Origin of the sequence: Paractinoplanes deccanensis, assembly GCF_016862115.1 — a bacterium.
In the GTDB taxonomy this organism is placed as follows: Bacteria; Actinomycetota; Actinomycetes; order Mycobacteriales; family Micromonosporaceae; genus Actinoplanes; species Actinoplanes deccanensis.
On record NZ_BOMI01000103.1, the window covers coordinates 1 to 15537 of the forward strand.

Below are 15537 nucleotides of genomic sequence, written 5' to 3' on the forward strand. Positions count from 1 at the left end.
CGGCTCACTCGCCGCACTTGCCGTCGAGCTTCTGGCCGACGGTCTGGAAGTCGCCCTCGATGTAGGCCGCCGGGTCGCTCTGCTGCGCCCCGGCGGTCAGGTCGGCCGAGATGTCCTGCAAGGCCGTCCTCAGCTGGGGGTCGGAGACGCGCGCGACCTCGGCGTCCACCTGCGCGGCCATGTCGGTGAAGGTCCGCTTCATGTTCGCCTTGGCCTCGTCGCTCGAGCTCGCCGCGTATTGCGCCAGCTTGAGGGCGCCGTCGGTCAGCGTCTTGTAGACGGCGGAGCAGACGTACTTGGGCACGCCCGCCGACGCGGACGGTGTCGGCGCGATGCTGATCGGCGCCGGGATGGCCTCGGGCGCGATGTCGATCTCACAGCCGGCGGCCAGGGCCGCCGTCGCGGCCAGGGCGAGGGGCAGCAGGGTGAGGCGGCGTCGCGGCACGGCATTGTCCCCTTTCGATTCCGTACGCAGGAAGCCCGTACGCAGGAAGCATAGTGTCCGCCGTCACGGGCGCCACCGGACCGGCGCCGCATCCTCGCGTGGAAAGCGTAGTTAACGACCAATGTGCGCAACTTCCGAAAAAGTGCCCTCCTCGCGGCCGCCGCCGTCCTCGTCGCGGGCGGCGCCGCGGTCGCCGGAGTGGTGACGTCCGAGCCCTCCGCCTCCCCGTCCTTCAACGGCCCGGTGTACGCCGTCGTCTACCGCGGTGACACCGTCTATGTGGGCGGCAACTTCACCAGCGCGATCGTCAACGGCCGTGGGGTCGCCCGCCACCGGCTCGCCGCCTTCGACGCCCGCACCGGCGCGCTGCTCGACTGGCGGCCCAGCGCCGACGCGAACGTCCGCGCGCTCGCCGTCGACGGCGACGTCGTCTACGCGGCCGGCGACTTCGACCTGGTCAACGGCGAGGCCCGCGACGCGGTGGCCGGGATCGGCGCCACCAGCGGACTGCTCACCTCGATGCGCCACTCCGTGACCGGCCAGCCCAACGCGCTCGCCGCCGGTAACGGCCGCCTGTATCTCGGCGGGCGCATCTCCGCCGTGGACGGTGTGCCGCGCACCAACCTGGCCGCCTTCACGCTCGGCACCGGCGCGCTGGACCCGTGGGCCCCGTCCGCCGACGACGCCGTCAACGCCCTCGCCGTCACCAGTGACCGGGTCTACCTGGGCGGCCGGTTCCACCGCACCAACAACGTGAGCTCCACGATCCGGCTCTCCGCCGTCCACCCGGCCACCGGCGTGCTCGACCCGTCCTTCGTGCCCAAGCCGGTCTCGCAGGTGTTCGCGCTGGCCGCGGACGACGCCGGGGTCTACGCGGCGCTCGGCGGGCAGGGCGGCCGAGCGGTCGCCTACACCAAGGGCGGCGCGACGCGCTGGACCCGCGTCTTCGACGGCGACGCCCAGGCCATCGCCGTGCTCGACGGCATCACCTACGTCGGCGGCCACTTCGACAAGGCCTGCACGACCGGCAACAACGGCGCCCGCGGCGTCTGCACCGACGGCTCCGTGCCGCGCGGCAAGCTGGCCGCAGTGGACGCGCAGGGCAACCTCCTCGAGTGGGCGCCGCAGGCCAACGGCGTCGCCGGCACCCGGCAGATCGCCACCAGCTCCGCCCTCGGCTCGATCAGCGCGGTCGGTGACTTCACCACGGTGAACGCCACGCCCCGCAAACGCTACGTCGCGTTCACCGGCGTGACGCCGCGCGAGGAGGGCGGCCCGGCGAACGGCCCCGTGGCGTCGTACAACTTCGACACGACGATCGCCGACGGCACCTTCGACGACGGCTCCGGCCACGGCCACCTGCTGCGCGCGGTGATGCGCGACGGCGGCAAGATCGTGCTCACCCCGCACGGCGCCGGGCAGGGCCTCTCGTTCCCGCCCGCGTGCACCGCCGAGACCTGCCCCAAGCTGGTGCTCCAGGCCGCCGACACGCAGGATCTCAACCCCGCGGACAAGCCGTTCCGGTACGGGGCCACGGTGCGCTCGGGCACCTCGGCCACCGGTCAGAACGTGCTCCAGAAGGGCTACGCCGGCGCGGGCGGCCAGTACAAGCTCCAGGTCGACGGCGCCTCGGGCCGGCCCAGTTGCGTGCTGACCGGCAAGGACGGCGGCGCGTCCTATGTGGCCCGCAGCCGCGCGGCTATCGCCGGCGACGAGTGGCACACCGTCGAGTGCCGGCGCACCGGACCGACACTCGCCATCCTCGTGGACGACGCGATCCAGGCGACCACCGCCGTCCCGGAGGGACTCTCCATCGTGACCGCTCAGCCGTTCAGCATCGGCGGCAAGGGCGTGGGCCGCAACAACGACCAGTTCCACGGCTCCCTCGACGACGTCTGGATCCACATCGGCTGACAGGGCACCATGGGTGGTGACAGCGGGTCACCCGATGGGGTCGGGCGGTTGCTCATCCGCCCGGGGGCGAGGTTCGCTGGGACGAGCCTTTCCGCAGGTGAGGGGTGGAGGGAATTTCTCACATTAGACAATGCGCCCCATTCGGAATGATGACCTTCGGGCTCGGGTACTGCTACCCTGCCCGCCGTCGTCTACTCAGCGTGAGGAGCTGACGCATGGCCGACTGGATTCTGGTCCCGTGCCTGGTGAAGCTGCGCTCCGAGTTCAACACGATCGCCCCCAACCGCGACAAGAGCAGCGACGGATCCATCGGCGACGCCGCCCATCAGGCGACGCAGTCGGACCACAACGACGACGAGGTCGGCAACGTGCCGATCCACGACGCCGACCGGATCCACGAGGTCCACGCCATCGACGTCGACGTCGATCTGCGCGAGCCGGGCCTGACCATGGAGATGGTGGTGCAGTTCCTGCTCAAGCGGTGCCGGTCCGGTGCCGAGAAGCGGCTGCGCTACATCATCTACAACCGCCGCATCTGGCAGCAGAGCAACGGCTGGGCGCAGCAGGCGTACCACGGATCCAACCCGCACGACCACCACGCGCACTTCTCGTCGTCGTACACCACGTCCCTCGAAGCCTCGACGGCTTCCTGGCATCTGGAGGACATCCCCGTGGCTCTCACTTCCGCTGACAAGTCGTGGATCGCGGCTGAGATCAACAAGGTGGAGGAACGCGTCTGGAACTTCCAGCTGCGCAACCCGTACATCAACGTCAACCAGCCCGCCGGGACGTTCCTGCGCTTCGCGCCGAGCCGGCAGCCGATGCAGGACCTGTCGGCGCAGATCGCGGCGCTCAGCGCCCAGGTCGCGGAATTGCAGAAGCAGGTCGAGCAGCTCCAGCCGATGGCGGCGGACGTCGACTGACCAGCACGGCACAGGAGAAAGGGGCCCGCGAGGGCCCCTTTCTCAGTTTCCGGCCGGCGCCGACTCCTGCTCGCCGGGGTCCTCCTCGCCGGCCTCCGTGGTCGGTGGCGTCGTGGTGGTGGTCTCGGGCTCCGTGGTCTCGGGGGCCGTGGTCGGCGAATCCTCCGGGCTCGGTGACGTCGAGGTGACCGTGGCGGGGGCCGACGTGCGGGTGCTCGTCGGCTGCGTTGAGCGGGTGGTCGCCGGGTTGGTGGTCTTGCGCGGCGTGCTGGTCGTCGTCGCGGTGTCGCCGGGCGCGTTGCCCGTGCCGGCCGAGGCGGGGACGGTGACCGAGGGCTGGGTGCCGGCCGGCGGGTCGTTGTCCGGCCAGAAGGCGGCCAGCGCGGCGATGCCCGCGGCCAGGATCAGCACGGCCGCGGCGGCCGCGATCACCGGCGTACGGCTGCGTGGTTTGGGGGTGTCGGCCGGAACGGCGGCGGGGAGCGGCGCGGTGGCGGCCGCCGCCGGGGGAGCGACGGCGGCGAGAACCGTCGTCGTGTCGGCGCCGGCGAGGATGCGGTCGGCGGCGCCGGCCATCGCGGCGGCCGACGGGAACCGTTCCTGCGGCCGCTTCGCCAGCGCGCGCATGACCAGGGCCCGCACGGCCGGCGGCACGTCGGCGGGTAGCGGGGGAGGCGGCTCGTTGAGGTGCTGCATCGCGATCGCCACCGGGTTGTCCCCGAGGAACGGGGGATGGCCGGCGAGGCAGTGGTACGCGACCGCGCCCAGCGCGTACACGTCGACGGCCGGGGTGATCGGCTCCTTGGAGACCTGCTCGGGCGCGATGTACATGGCCGTGCCGACGACCTCGCCCGCGGCGGTCATGGTCGCGGTGTCCGCCTGGCGGGCCACGCCGAAGTCGACCAGGACGACCGTACCGTCCGCCTTGATGATCAGATTGCCGGGCTTCACGTCGCGGTGCACGATGCCGGCCTGGTGCGCCGCCTCCAGCGCGCGCCCGGCCTGCGACACCACCGACAGCGTCTCGTCGGCCGACAGCCGCCCGCGCTCGGCGATCCGCTGGTTGAGGGGCTCGCCGTCGACCCGGGCCATCACGATGAACGCGTCGGTGCCCCCTTCGGTCTCGCCGAAGTCGTACACGTCGGCCACGCCCGGATGGTGCAGGGCGGCCATGGCCCGCGCCTCGTTGCGGAAGCGCGTCTGGAAACTGGGGTCGCCGGCGCGGTCGGCGTGCAGGGTCTTGACCGCGACGTCGCGGCCGAGCACCGTGTCGGTGCCCCGCCAGACCTCGCCCATACCACCGGCGGCGATCCGCTCGTCGAGCCGGTATCGACCACCGTACATTTCTCCTGGGGAAGGCATGTTCCCTCCTCTACCCGAACGGCGATCAGGCTATACGCCGCGGACCGGGCTCGGGGCGGAGCTGAGGTCGCCCGTACGGTGAATTGTCTGCCAGCGCAGCCGCCGGCCGGTGACCGCGGCGAGCGCCGACACCAGCAGCACCAGGTACATCACCTGCCGGTACACGACCTGTTGCAGCGGCAGGGTCCAGAGCGGGCGCAGCGGTTCCCGGTCGAGCCGGAAGGCCAGGATGGCGGTGAGCACCTGCACGACCAGCATGGCGAGCCAGCCGATGATGGTGATCTGGCGGTCGAGGAAGAGCAGCCCGTAGACGGCCATCAGGTCGATCAGCGGCGCGAGCAGGGGCAGCAGCACGCTGAAGAGCGCGATGAACGGCAGCCCACGCCGGCCGAACCGCCCGGACGCCCCGGACTCGACGACGGCCCGCCGGTGCTTCCACATCGACTGCATGGTGCCGTAGCTCCACCGGTAGCGCTGCTTCCACAGCTGCCTCACGGTGGCGGGCGCCTCGGTGTACGCCCGCGCGGACTCCTGGTAGACGACGCGCCACCCGGCCCGGTGGATCGCCATGGTGAGGTCGGTGTCCTCGGCGAGCGTGTCGGTGCTCAGGCCGCCCGCCTCGGTCAGCGCCTTGCGGCGGAAGGCGCCGAGCGCCCCGGGGATCGTCGGGATGCAGCCGAGCGTGTCGTAGAGGCGCCGGTCGAGGTTGAAGCCGATCACGTACTCGATGTGCTGCCACTTGCCGATCAGGTTCTTGCGGTTGGCGACCTTCACGTTGCCGGCGACGGCGCCCATCATCGGGTCGGCGAACGGCTGCACCAGCCGGTGGACCGCGTCGGGCTCGACGACGGTGTCGGCGTCGACCATCACGACGAGCTCGTTGCGCGACAGTGCCACGCCCGCGTTGAGCGCGTTCGCCTTGCCCGCGTTCGGCACCTGCACGATGCGGACATTGCCGAGACGCAGGTCTCGTACGGCTTGCGCGGTCCCGTCGGTGGAGCCGTCGTCGACGACCAGCACCTCGACGCCCGGGTGCGCCGACTGCGACAGCGACCGGACCGCGGGCGCGATCGTCTTCTCCTCGTTGTACGCGGGCACGATGATCGTCACGGGCGTGGTGACGGGCAGCCCCCACGACCAGTCCGGGCTGCGCCGGTGCCGCGAGTGCCGCCAGGCGAAGGCGAACAGGATCAGGGTGCGTACGACGATCAGCCCGCCCGCGACGATCAGCAGCGCCCACAGCACGTTGAGCACGGCGTCGGCGACGTGCACGGTCCACACGAGGGCGCGGCCGCGCCAGATGGTGTCGTCGGTGGCGGGCGGGTTGGCCTCGGCCCCGATGGCGGCGCTGACGGTGCTGAACCGGTAGCCCTTGCGCTGGAGCTCGGGGAGGAGCCGGTCGAGCGCGGCCACGGTCTGCGACCGGTCGCCGCCCGCGTCGTGCAGCAGCACGATCTGCCCGGCGGTGCCGCGCGGCGTCAGGTTGCGCACGATCGCGTCGGCGCCGGGCCGCCGCCAGTCCTGGCTGTCCATGGTGTCGAGCACGGTCAGGTAGCCCTGCTGCCCGACGGACTGCACGGTCTCCCAGTCCTTGTCGGTGATCGCGTCCGCGAACGACGAGTACGGCGGCCGCATCAGCGAGCTGGACCGCCCGGTCGCGTACGCGATGGCGAGCTGCGTCTGCGAGTTCTCCATCTCCCGCCGCCAGTCGGGCAACTCGGCAAGATCAGGATGGGTGAAGCTGTGCCCCGCGATCTCGTGCCCCTCGTCGGTGATCCGCCGCGCGATGGCCGGATGCCGAGCCACCTGCGACCCGACGACGAAGAACGTGGCCGGAGCATGATGCTTGCCGAGAACGTCGAGAATCTTCGGCGTCCACTCCGGATCGGGCCCGTCGTCGAAGGTCAGCGCGATCGTCCGCGCGGGCATCCCCCGCGTGGTCACCTTGCCGGCCGCGTCCACCTCGATGATCGGCCCGCCCTCACTGACGGCCTTGGGCACCTCCCGCGTGGACGTGGTGCGCGGCGTGGTCCCGTCCGGACTGAACCCCGCATCGGTGTAAACCGACACAAGAATGACGGTCGCCAACAGCAGCAACCCCACCAGCGCCAGCACACCCGACATGACCCGCCGCCGCCGAATCCGCCGCTTGCGCTGAAGCGGCGGCAGCCGCCCCGTGGTCTCGGCCGGATCATGAGGCGGCGGCGTAGCGCGATAGACAGTCACCGCACAAAGACCCGAACCGAAACGCCCGTGCGCACGACCCCGCTGCCCGCAGCTCCACCGCCGGAGGCGTCCTTGACCGCTGCGCCGCCCTCCGCACCCCCACTAGCGGAGGCGCCACTGATCGCCGCGGCGCTGCTGGGCCGGGGCGTCCGCTCCGGCGGCCGGGCCGATCCGCCCAGCTGGCTGAGCCACACCACGATCAGGGCAAGGACCAGCAGAACGCCGACCGCATACGCCGTGCGCCGCATCCAGCGCCGCCGCCCACCCGTAGGATCCACAAAGACCGGCGGCGGCTCCTGCTCCCCGATCCGGATGTAGTCGGTAGGCGCATTGTCCGGCGTGCGCGCCTTGCCCACAGCCCGCCCCACCCGCGCTTGCCCGCGGGGAGGCCGCTGAACCCGAGCCCGTCCGATGTTGGGTTCCTCTCCCACCCCTCAGACGCTAAGAGATGCGTCAATGAGCCGCACCCCGAGCGCTTCGGCCCCTGTCCGCCCTGCTCAGCCCCCATAAACTCCACGGATCCCCAGGTAGCACCACCCCCCTCGATCATCTACTCCAGTCAATGGAGATCACCTTCCCGCCGGACGATGCCCCCGCCTGTCACCCACCCGACTGACCGAACGGGCCGACGCCTGGCTCTCCCACCTCGTGCACCGACCGGCTACTCGGGCGCATCCCCGCTATCGGCGAACGCCACGCCGCGCCCCCTGCTGCCGCGCCCCCTGCTGCCGCGCCCCCTGCTGCGGCACCCCCTTGCTGCGGCACCCTCTTGCTGTGGCGCCTCTTGCTGTGGCGCCTCTTGCTGTGGCGCCTCTTGCTGTGGCGCCTCCTGGGGTGGCGCCTCCTGGGGTGGCGCCCCCTTGCTGCGGCACCCCCTTGCTGCGGCACCCCGCTTGCTGCGGCGCCCCTCGCTGCGGCGCCCCCTCGCTGCGGCGCCCCCTCGCTGTGGCGCCTCCTGCTGCCGCGCCGCCCGGTGCGGTGTGGCGGTGCGGTGTGGTGGTGCGGTGCGGTGTGGTGGTGCGGTGTGGTGGTGCGGTGCGGTGTGGTGGTGCGGCGCCGTGTCGCAGGGTCGAGTAGGTAACAGGCGAGGCGTTCGCGGGCGGTGGTCAGCAGACGCCGGGCGGCGCAGCGCCGCGCTGTGTCGCGAGCCGGCACCCCGCCGTGACCGGTGCGCGGTGGCGCAAGTGCCGCGTTGCGGCGGCCGCGCAGTGCGCACCGGCAGCGGAGGTTGGGCGCACTCTGGTGCGCCGACGATGATGAGGAAATTGACGAGGCTGCCCGCGGCATCAGGGGTCGGAATGGTGGATGTAATAAGGTGGCCTAGATTCCCATCAGGGAACGGCCTGCGCACCGCCTTTCTAGGATTTCGGATCCATGCGCGGGAGGGGGCTGCTAAAAACGGCGCTATTGCGCCTTGGCATATTGCAATCAGCCCTATCGTGGCCAGCCTCGTTTGGAACAGCCCTACAAAGGGTCGCTCCCAACTCGAACGGGCCGTGGACTGTTGTGCCAGGTGGTGGGGCCGGTCTGAGGCCAGTCTACGGTGGCCATGCGTGGTGGCTCATGTTGCGGAGAGCTCGTTGTGCCATGCGCCGTGGCCATCGCTGCGGAGCGGAGATCGGTAATTGTCGCATGGGTAATTCTCCCGCCTTCTGGTCTGCGTGTGTAAGGGTTCGATCATGCAACTTGGGATTTCCGCGATGGTGAGTGGTCGTGCTACGAAGGGTCCTTCGGCGGTCATTATCGCGAGAAATTGGGAGATCATGTATGCGGCTGTGGATAACTCCGGGCTGTGGATAACCGGGACACTCCGTGACGCGCCGCCGGGCCGCCGAAGCGGCCCGGCTGGCGAGGGCCGCGGTGGGAGCGACCCACCCCGACGCCGGCCTCAGGCCCCGCGGCGGCCCGGCAACCAGAAGGCGATCACCGCGCCCGCGCCCACGATGGCCGCCCCCACGATCACGGCCGGCTTGATGCCGTCGACGAAGGACTGGTGGGTGGCGTAGCTGCCGTACGAGCTGAAGATCGAGGCCAGCGCCGCCACGCCGACCGCGACGCCCAGCTCTCGGATGGTGTTGTTGACGCCGGAGGCCACGCCTCTTTCCTGGTCCGTCACGCTTGCCATCGCCACCGTGCTCACCGGCGCGAAGGTCAGGCCCATGCCCACGCCGGCCATGGCGAACGCCGCCACCAGCGACGCGTACGTGACCTCCGTGCCGATCGCCAGGCCCATCCACAGGATGCCCCCGGCCAGCAGGAGCTGGCCGGCCAGGATGAGGTTTCGCTGGCCCACCCGGTCGCCGAAGATGCCGGCCAGCGGGGCGACCACCATCGGCGCCGCCGTCCACGGCAGGGTGCGCAGGCCGGCGTCCAGCGGGCTGAGGCCCTGCACCACCTGGAAGAACTGGGCCAGCAGGAAGACCGATCCGAAGGCGCCCGCCGAGAAGGCCAGGGTGACCAGGTTGACCAGGCCGAAGCCGCGGGAGCGGAACAGGCGCAGCGGCATCATCGGCGACGGGTTGCGGGCCTGCCAGGCGACGAACGCCGCGATCAGGACCCCGCCGGTGATCAGCATGGTCAGCACCCGGGTGGACGTCCAGCCGCGGTCGGGTCCGTCGACGACGCCCCAGATGACCAGCAGCATGCCGGCGGCGGACAGGATCAGGCCGAGCGGGTCGAGGCGGCGGGCGCCGCCCCGGGACTCGTCCAGGACCGTGCGGGCGAGGATCACCGCGACAACGCCGACGGGGACGTTGAGCCAGAAGATCCAGTGCCAGTCGAGTCCTTCGACGACGGCGCCGCCGACGACGGGGCCGACCGCGACGCCGAGGCCGCTGATGCCGCCCCACACGCCGATCGCCATGGTGCGGAGCCGTTCCGGCACGGCCGCCGACAGCAGGGTGAGCGCGAGCGGCGCGACGGCCGCGCCGCCGAGGCCCTGCACGGCCCGGGCGGCCGTGAGCTGCCACGGTGACGATGCCAGGCCGGCGGCGGCCGACGCGAGCGTGAAGACCACCAGGCCGGCCAGGAACATGCGGCGGCGGCCGATGCGGTCGCCGAGCGCGGCCGCGGTGAGCAGGAAGGCCGCGAACGGCAGCGTGTACGCGTTGACGAACCACTGGAGGTCGGTCAGCGAGGCGCCGAGGTCGGTGCGGATCACCGGCAGTGCCGTGCTGACGACCAGGTTGTCCAGCGCGACCATGAAGGTCGGGATGCCGACGGCGGCGAGCACAGCGGCCAGCGGCCGGGTGGTGCGCCGGGGCGCGGCGGGCGCTTCCAGGACGGCGGTCATCGTTCCCCCTGAAGTTGTTATTGACTGATAACCAAGGCCAACGTAGTTATCGACTGATAATCTGTCAACATGTCTCGCACCCGACTCACCGCCGAGGAGCGCCAGGAGCAGCTCGTGGCGGCCGCCGTCACCGCGTTCAGCCGCGGCGGCTACGCGGGCACGACCACCGATCAGGTGGCCCGCCTGGCCGGCGTCTCCCAGCCGTACGTGATCCGCCTCTTCCGCACCAAGCAGGAGCTCTTCCTCGCCGCCATGCAGCACACGGTCGAGCGCATCGAGGCGGCGTTCCTGGGCGCGAGCGAGCGCGAGCCGACCCTGGAGAGCCTGGGCCACGCGTATTTCGGGCTGCTCGGCAAGCGCGAGCTGATGGCGATGCTGCTGCACGGCTACGCGGCCAGCGCCGACCCCGCCATCGGCGACCCGGTCCGCACCGGCTTCGGGCGGCTCTACGACACCGTGCGCGACCTGACCGGCTGCACCGTCGAGGAGGCCCGCGACTTCTTCGCCGAGGGCATGCTGCTGACCTGCCTGGCCTCGATGCGCGTCATCGGGCCCGAGGCCGTCCCGCTCCAGCCCTGGTCCGCCGAGCTGACCGCCACCTACCCGGAGACCAAGTTCGACTGAGCGGCTACATGTTGTGCTTGAGGTAGGCGGGCTCGCGCCACCCCAGCATGGCCTCGGTCATCCGGACGGCGTCGACCGCCGAGCGCACGTCGTGCACCCGGACGATGCGGGCGCCCCGCTCGATGCAGAAGACCACGGCGGCCAGCGTGCCGGCCAGGCGCTCGTGCTGGGGCACGTCCAGGGCCTCGCCGATGAAGTCCTTGTTGCTCACCGCGGCCAGCAGGGGGTAGCCGATCTCCGCGATCTCGGCGAGGCGGCGGGTCAGCTCCAGGGTGTGCCGGGTGTTCTTGTTGAGGTCGTGCCCCGGATCGATGACGATCTGATCGGGCCGTACGCCGCGGTCGAGCGCGACCTGCACCCGGGCGCGCAGGAACGCCGCCACCTCGGCCGTCACGTCGCCGTACGCGGGCCGGGGCCAGAGGGTCCGCGGCGCCGCCAGGCTGTGGGTGATCACGAGCTGGGCGTCCGTGCCGGCGACCACGTCGGCCATCTCGGGGTCGCGCAGGCCCGAGGTGTCGTTGATGACCCCGGCGCCGGCCTTGATCACCTCGGCGGCCACCGACGGGCGGTACGTGTCGACGGAGACGACAGTGCGCGAGCGGGCCACCTCGACGACCGGCAGCACCCGGTCGAGCTCCTCGGCGGCCGTCACCTCGGGGCCCGGCGCGAACGGCACGCCGCCCACGTCGATCCAGTCGGCGCCCGCCTCGGCGGCCGTCTCGACCGCCTCGAGCGCGCGGTCGAGCGCGAACGTGCGGCCGCGGTCGTGGAAGGAATCGGGCGTCCGGTTGACGATCGCCATCACCGCGACCTGCCGGGAGAAATCGAAAGCGCGCCCGCCGATGACCCGCCTGCCGTTCAGATCGCTCACGATTCGCGAGGGTAACAGGCACCCCGGCGGCGAGCAGAAGCGGTCGGATACCCGCTTCTCGCCGGATCATGCGGATGAATATTTCGCGCCATTCGATACGGGAATTCGTGAATGGCGGGTGAGGGTCGCGGGTAGCTGATTGTTTGTCGAAATCCCCACTGGAGGAACCCATGAGTGACGTGCCATCGGGCGTTCGCGGGCCGGGCGCCGTCGATCCCGTCGAGCCGACCCAGGCGACGTACCCCGCCGCGACGTACACGACCGAGGTCTACACCGCCCCCACGGAGGGCTACACGGAGAGCCAGGGGGGTGGCGGCGCCAAGGAGAAGGCCAAGGAGGTCGCCTCGCAGACCGGCCAGGCGGCCGGTGCCGCGGCGAGCGACGTCAAGGACACCGCCAAGGAGCAGGCCCGCCGGGTCGGCAGCGAGGCGAAGGCGCAGGTCAGCAACCTCGCCTCGGATGTGAAGAGCAAGGTCAACGAGCAGGCGCACTCGCAGAACGACCGCCTGGTCAGCTCGATCCGGCAAACCGCCGACCAGCTCGACGAGATGCGCGGCGACCGGGGCGACTCCCCGGCGTCCCAGGTGGTCACCCGCATCGCCGACGGCGGCCGGCAGTTCGCCGACTACCTCGACCGCAACGGGCCCGAGGGCGTGCTGCGCGAGGTGCAGGACTTCGCCCGCCGGCGTCCCGGCGCGTTCCTCGCCACCGCGCTGGCCGCGGGCTTCGTGGTCGGCCGGCTCGGCAAGAGCGTCGCCAAGGCCGAGAGCGGCTCGGCGAGCAGCGGCAAGCCCAGCAGCGACAGCTTCGTGTCGGGCACCGGCGCCACGACCCCGACGACCCCGACGACTCCCGAATACGCGACCGGCTACCCGAGCACCACGCCGCCGGTCACCGCGCCCACCGGCGGGTACGCCAGCGCCACCGAGTACACCTCGACCGGCACCGGCACGCCCGTGGTGCGCGAGGAGTACGTCGTGGAGAGCCCGGAGCGTCCACGATGACCACCCCGTACCAGCACGACCGGTCCGAAGAGGTCTCCGAGACCTCGGTCGGCGAGCTGATCGGCAACATCAGCAACGACCTGTCGCAGCTGTTCCGGCAGGAGGTCGAGCTCGCCAAGGCCGAGGTGCAGCAGGAGGCGAAGAAGGCGGGCAAGGCCGCCGGGATGCTCGGCGGCGCCGGTTTCGCCGGCTACCTCGCCGTGCTCTTCCTCAGCCTCGCCGCGGTGTTCGCGCTGGACGCCGTCATGCCCGCGGGCTGGGCGGCCCTGATCGTGGCCGTGGTCTGGGGCGTCGTCGGCGGTGTCCTCTACCTCAACGGCAAGAAGAAGCTCAAGAACGTCGACCCGATGCCCCGCCGCACCGTCGACACGCTCAAGGAGGACGCCCAATGGCTGAAGAACCCGACCGGCTGAAGCAGGACATCGAGAACACCCGGCGTTCGCTGACCCGCGATGTCGACCTGCTCGCCGAGAAGACGAGCCCCACGAAGGTCGCCCAGCGGCGCTGGACGGCGGTGAAGGAGAAGGTGATGGGCAGCAGTGCACAGGCCCGCGACGTGACCAGCGAGAAGGCGTCCCAGGTCAGCAGCACGGTGAGCGACAAGGCGTCTCAGGTGAGCGACGCGGCGAGCGAGAAGGCCCACCAGGCGGCCGGCGCCGTGAAGCAGGCCCCGCAGGCGGTGGCCCAGCAGACGCAGGGCAACCCGCTCGCGGCCGGCATCATCGCGTTCGGCGTCGGCATGCTCGCCGCCACGCTGATCCCGGTCACCGAGGCGGAGAAGAGCGCCGGCCAGGCGCTCAAGGAGCACAGCGGCGACCTGACCGAGAAGGTCAAGGACGCGACCCAGGAGCTGCGCGAGGACCTTCAGGGCACCGCCCAGGAGGCGCTCGGCCAGGTCAAGGGGACGGCGCAGGACGCCGTGCAGACCACCAAGGAGACGGCGAAGTCGGACGCGCAGGACGTGCGCGACCAGGCCCGCTCGGCGGCCTCCTGAGGCAGCGGCCAACCCGGCCCGGATCACCGCGTTTGCGGAGGTCCGGGCCGGGAAGCTGTCTAGGTATGAAACTCGGATACAAGCTGGCCGCGGAGGCCTTCGGACCCAAGGAGCTGATCCGCCAGGCGGTCCGCGCCGAGCAGGCCGGATTCGACTTCGTCGAGATCAGCGACCACTTCCACCCGTGGCTCGACGTGCAGGGCCACTCGCCGTTCGCCTGGAACGTGCTGAGTGCGATCGCGATGCGCACCGACCGGCTCGGCCTGGCCACCGGCGTGACCTGCCCGACCGTCCGGTACCACCCGGCGATCATCGCGCAGGCCGCCGCCACCCTCGCGATCCTCTCCGACGACCGCTTCACGCTCGGCATCGGCGCGGGGGAGCGGCTCAACGAGCACGTCGTCGGCCTCGGCTTCCCCAGCGTGCAGGGGCGCCACGAGCGGCTGGTCGAGGCGCTGGACATCATCAACCTGCTCTGGCAGGGCGGCTACCAGTCGTACGACGGCAAGCACCTGCACCTGGAGGACGCGCAGGTGTTCGACCTGCCCGAGAAGCTCCCGGTGATCGCCGTGGCGGCCGGCGGGAAGCAGGCCGCCGAGCTCGCCGCGACGCACGGCTCCGGCCTGTTCGCGACCGAGCCGCGCAAGGACCTGGTCGAGACGTACGCCCAGCACGGTGGCGCCGGCCCCAAGTACGCCGAGGTGTCCGTGGCGTGGGCACCGAGCGCCGAGGAGGCCGTCAAGGCGGCCCACGAGACCAGCCGCTGGGGCGTCACCGGCTGGAAGGTGATGGCGGAACTGCCCAATCCGGTCAATTTCGAGGCGGCGTCGGCGACCGTGCGCCCCGAGGACGTGGCCGAGAAATTCGCGCACGGCCCGGATCCCGAGCCGTACGTCACGAGCGTCCGCGAGTACACCGAGGCCGGTTACGATCACATTGTTCTGATGAATGCCGGGCCCGATCCCGACGGTTTCCTCGACTTCTTCGAAAAAGAGCTCAAAGGACAGCTCCGTTAAGATTTTTTGGGTCCGCTCGGGGTAAGCGCTTCGCCATGTCGCCGGACATCCAGAAATCCGCTGTGGAGACCGACGCCGTCACCGTCGTGGTCGCCACCCGTAACCGGGCCGACCGGCTGCGCGAGACGATGCCCCGCCATCGCGCCCGGACGATCCTGGTGGACAACGCGTCCGATGAGGAGCTGCCCGGCCTGCCCGGCGTCGAGGTCGTACGCCTGGACGGCAACCGCGGCGCGGCGGCGCGCAACGTCGGCGTGGCGCGGGCCCGCACCCCGTACGTGGCGTTCGCCGACGACGACTCCTACTGGACGCCCGGGTCCCTCGCCCGCGCCGCCGAGATCATGGACGCCCACCCGCGGACCGCGCTGCTGGCGGCCCGCGTGCTGGTCGGGCGCGAGGGCCGCCTCGACCCGGTCTCGGCGGCGATGGCCGAGAGCCCGCTCGGCGCGAACGAGGCCGGGCGGGCGGTCCTCGGCTTCCTGGCCTGCTCGGTCATCGTGCGGCGCGACGCGTTCCTCGCGGTCGGCGGCTTCGAGCCGCGCCTGTTCGTCTACGGCGAGGAGGCGCTGCTCGCGATGGACCTGACCGCAGCGGGCTACGAGCTGTCGTACGTCGACGAGCTGGTGGTCCGCCACCTGCCGCAGCCGGCCGGCCGGGACACCGGCGCGCGGGCCCGGCGCGAGACCCGCAACCGGGTGCTCACCGCGCTGCTGCGCCGCCCGCCGTCCGTCGTGGCGCGCACGATGCTCGCCGGTGTGCGGCAGAGCCCGCGCGGCGTGGCGCAGGCGGTCGGGGACCTGCCCTGGGCGCTGCGGCGCCGCCGTCCGCTCCCACCCGAGGTGGAAGCGGACCTGCGGCGGCTGTAG

13 protein-coding genes are annotated in these 15537 nt (G+C 71.4%); 8 read left to right on the forward strand and 5 right to left on the reverse strand.

Annotated elements, in window-relative coordinates:
* Positions 1-4: 4 nt before the first annotated feature.
* The gene (locus Ade02nite_RS25635) at positions 5-445 is read right to left on the reverse strand and encodes a hypothetical protein (RefSeq protein ID WP_239169045.1); all 441 of its coding nucleotides are present in this window, start codon (positions 443-445) and stop codon (positions 5-7) included.
* A 123-nt stretch (positions 446-568) separates the two neighbouring features.
* Between Ade02nite_RS25635 and Ade02nite_RS25640 the strand changes: the two genes are divergently transcribed.
* Together Ade02nite_RS25640 and Ade02nite_RS25645 are read left to right on the forward strand one after the other, a co-directional pair.
* Complete coding sequence (locus Ade02nite_RS25640; RefSeq protein WP_203768976.1) at positions 569-2359, forward strand: LamG-like jellyroll fold domain-containing protein; 1791 nt, start codon at positions 569-571, stop codon at positions 2357-2359.
* A gap of 215 nt (positions 2360-2574) precedes the next feature.
* On the forward strand, positions 2575-3282 hold the full coding sequence (locus tag Ade02nite_RS25645; protein WP_203768978.1) for a hypothetical protein: 708 nt from the start codon (positions 2575-2577) through the stop codon (positions 3280-3282).
* Positions 3283-3324: 42 nt separating this feature from the next.
* Here the strand turns inward: Ade02nite_RS25645 and Ade02nite_RS25650 are convergent, their stop codons facing one another.
* The 3 genes from Ade02nite_RS25650 to Ade02nite_RS25660 all read right to left on the reverse strand — a co-directional run bounded on the left by Ade02nite_RS25650 (position 3325) and on the right by Ade02nite_RS25660 (position 10162).
* A complete protein-coding gene (locus Ade02nite_RS25650) occupies positions 3325-4644 on the reverse strand; it encodes a serine/threonine-protein kinase (RefSeq protein WP_239169046.1) in 1320 nt (439 codons plus the stop codon).
* 30 nt (positions 4645-4674) lie between these two features.
* The gene (locus Ade02nite_RS25655) at positions 4675-6870 is read right to left on the reverse strand and encodes a bifunctional polysaccharide deacetylase/glycosyltransferase family 2 protein (protein ID WP_239169047.1); all 2196 of its coding nucleotides are present in this window, start codon (positions 6868-6870) and stop codon (positions 4675-4677) included.
* Positions 6871-8758: 1888 nt separating this feature from the next.
* Entirely contained in the window at positions 8759-10162 is a 1404-nt protein-coding gene (locus tag Ade02nite_RS25660) for a DHA2 family efflux MFS transporter permease subunit (RefSeq protein ID WP_203768988.1), read from the reverse strand.
* Positions 10163-10231: 69 nt separating this feature from the next.
* On the opposite strand from Ade02nite_RS25660, the gene Ade02nite_RS25665 reads away from it, so the two are divergent.
* Entirely contained in the window at positions 10232-10786 is a 555-nt protein-coding gene (locus tag Ade02nite_RS25665) for a TetR/AcrR family transcriptional regulator (protein WP_203768990.1), read from the forward strand.
* 4 nt (positions 10787-10790) lie between these two features.
* Here Ade02nite_RS25665 and folP read toward each other — a convergent pair whose 3' ends face one another.
* Positions 10791-11657 (reverse strand): dihydropteroate synthase, encoded by an 867-nt coding sequence (gene folP / locus Ade02nite_RS25670; RefSeq protein ID WP_203768992.1) that lies wholly within the window; start codon positions 11655-11657, stop codon positions 10791-10793.
* Positions 11658-11827: 170 nt separating this feature from the next.
* On the opposite strand from folP, the gene Ade02nite_RS25675 reads away from it, so the two are divergent.
* The 5 genes from Ade02nite_RS25675 to Ade02nite_RS25695 all read left to right on the forward strand — a co-directional run bounded on the left by Ade02nite_RS25675 (position 11828) and on the right by Ade02nite_RS25695 (position 15537).
* Positions 11828-12661: a hypothetical protein gene (locus Ade02nite_RS25675; protein WP_203768994.1), complete on the forward strand. Its 834-nt coding sequence runs from the start codon at positions 11828-11830 to the stop codon at positions 12659-12661.
* Positions 12658-13074 (forward strand): phage holin family protein, encoded by a 417-nt coding sequence (locus Ade02nite_RS25680; RefSeq protein ID WP_203768996.1) that lies wholly within the window; start codon positions 12658-12660, stop codon positions 13072-13074. The genes Ade02nite_RS25675 and Ade02nite_RS25680 overlap by 4 nt, the downstream gene beginning before the upstream one ends.
* On the forward strand, positions 13050-13655 hold the full coding sequence (locus Ade02nite_RS25685) for a DUF3618 domain-containing protein (RefSeq protein WP_203768998.1): 606 nt from the start codon (positions 13050-13052) through the stop codon (positions 13653-13655). Before Ade02nite_RS25680 ends, Ade02nite_RS25685 begins: the two co-directional genes overlap by 25 nt.
* Positions 13656-13720: 65 nt before the next feature.
* On the forward strand, positions 13721-14671 hold the full coding sequence (locus Ade02nite_RS25690) for a TIGR03557 family F420-dependent LLM class oxidoreductase (protein ID WP_203769006.1): 951 nt from the start codon (positions 13721-13723) through the stop codon (positions 14669-14671).
* Positions 14672-14706: 35 nt separating this feature from the next.
* Complete coding sequence (locus Ade02nite_RS25695; RefSeq protein ID WP_203769008.1) at positions 14707-15537, forward strand: glycosyltransferase family 2 protein; 831 nt, start codon at positions 14707-14709, stop codon at positions 15535-15537.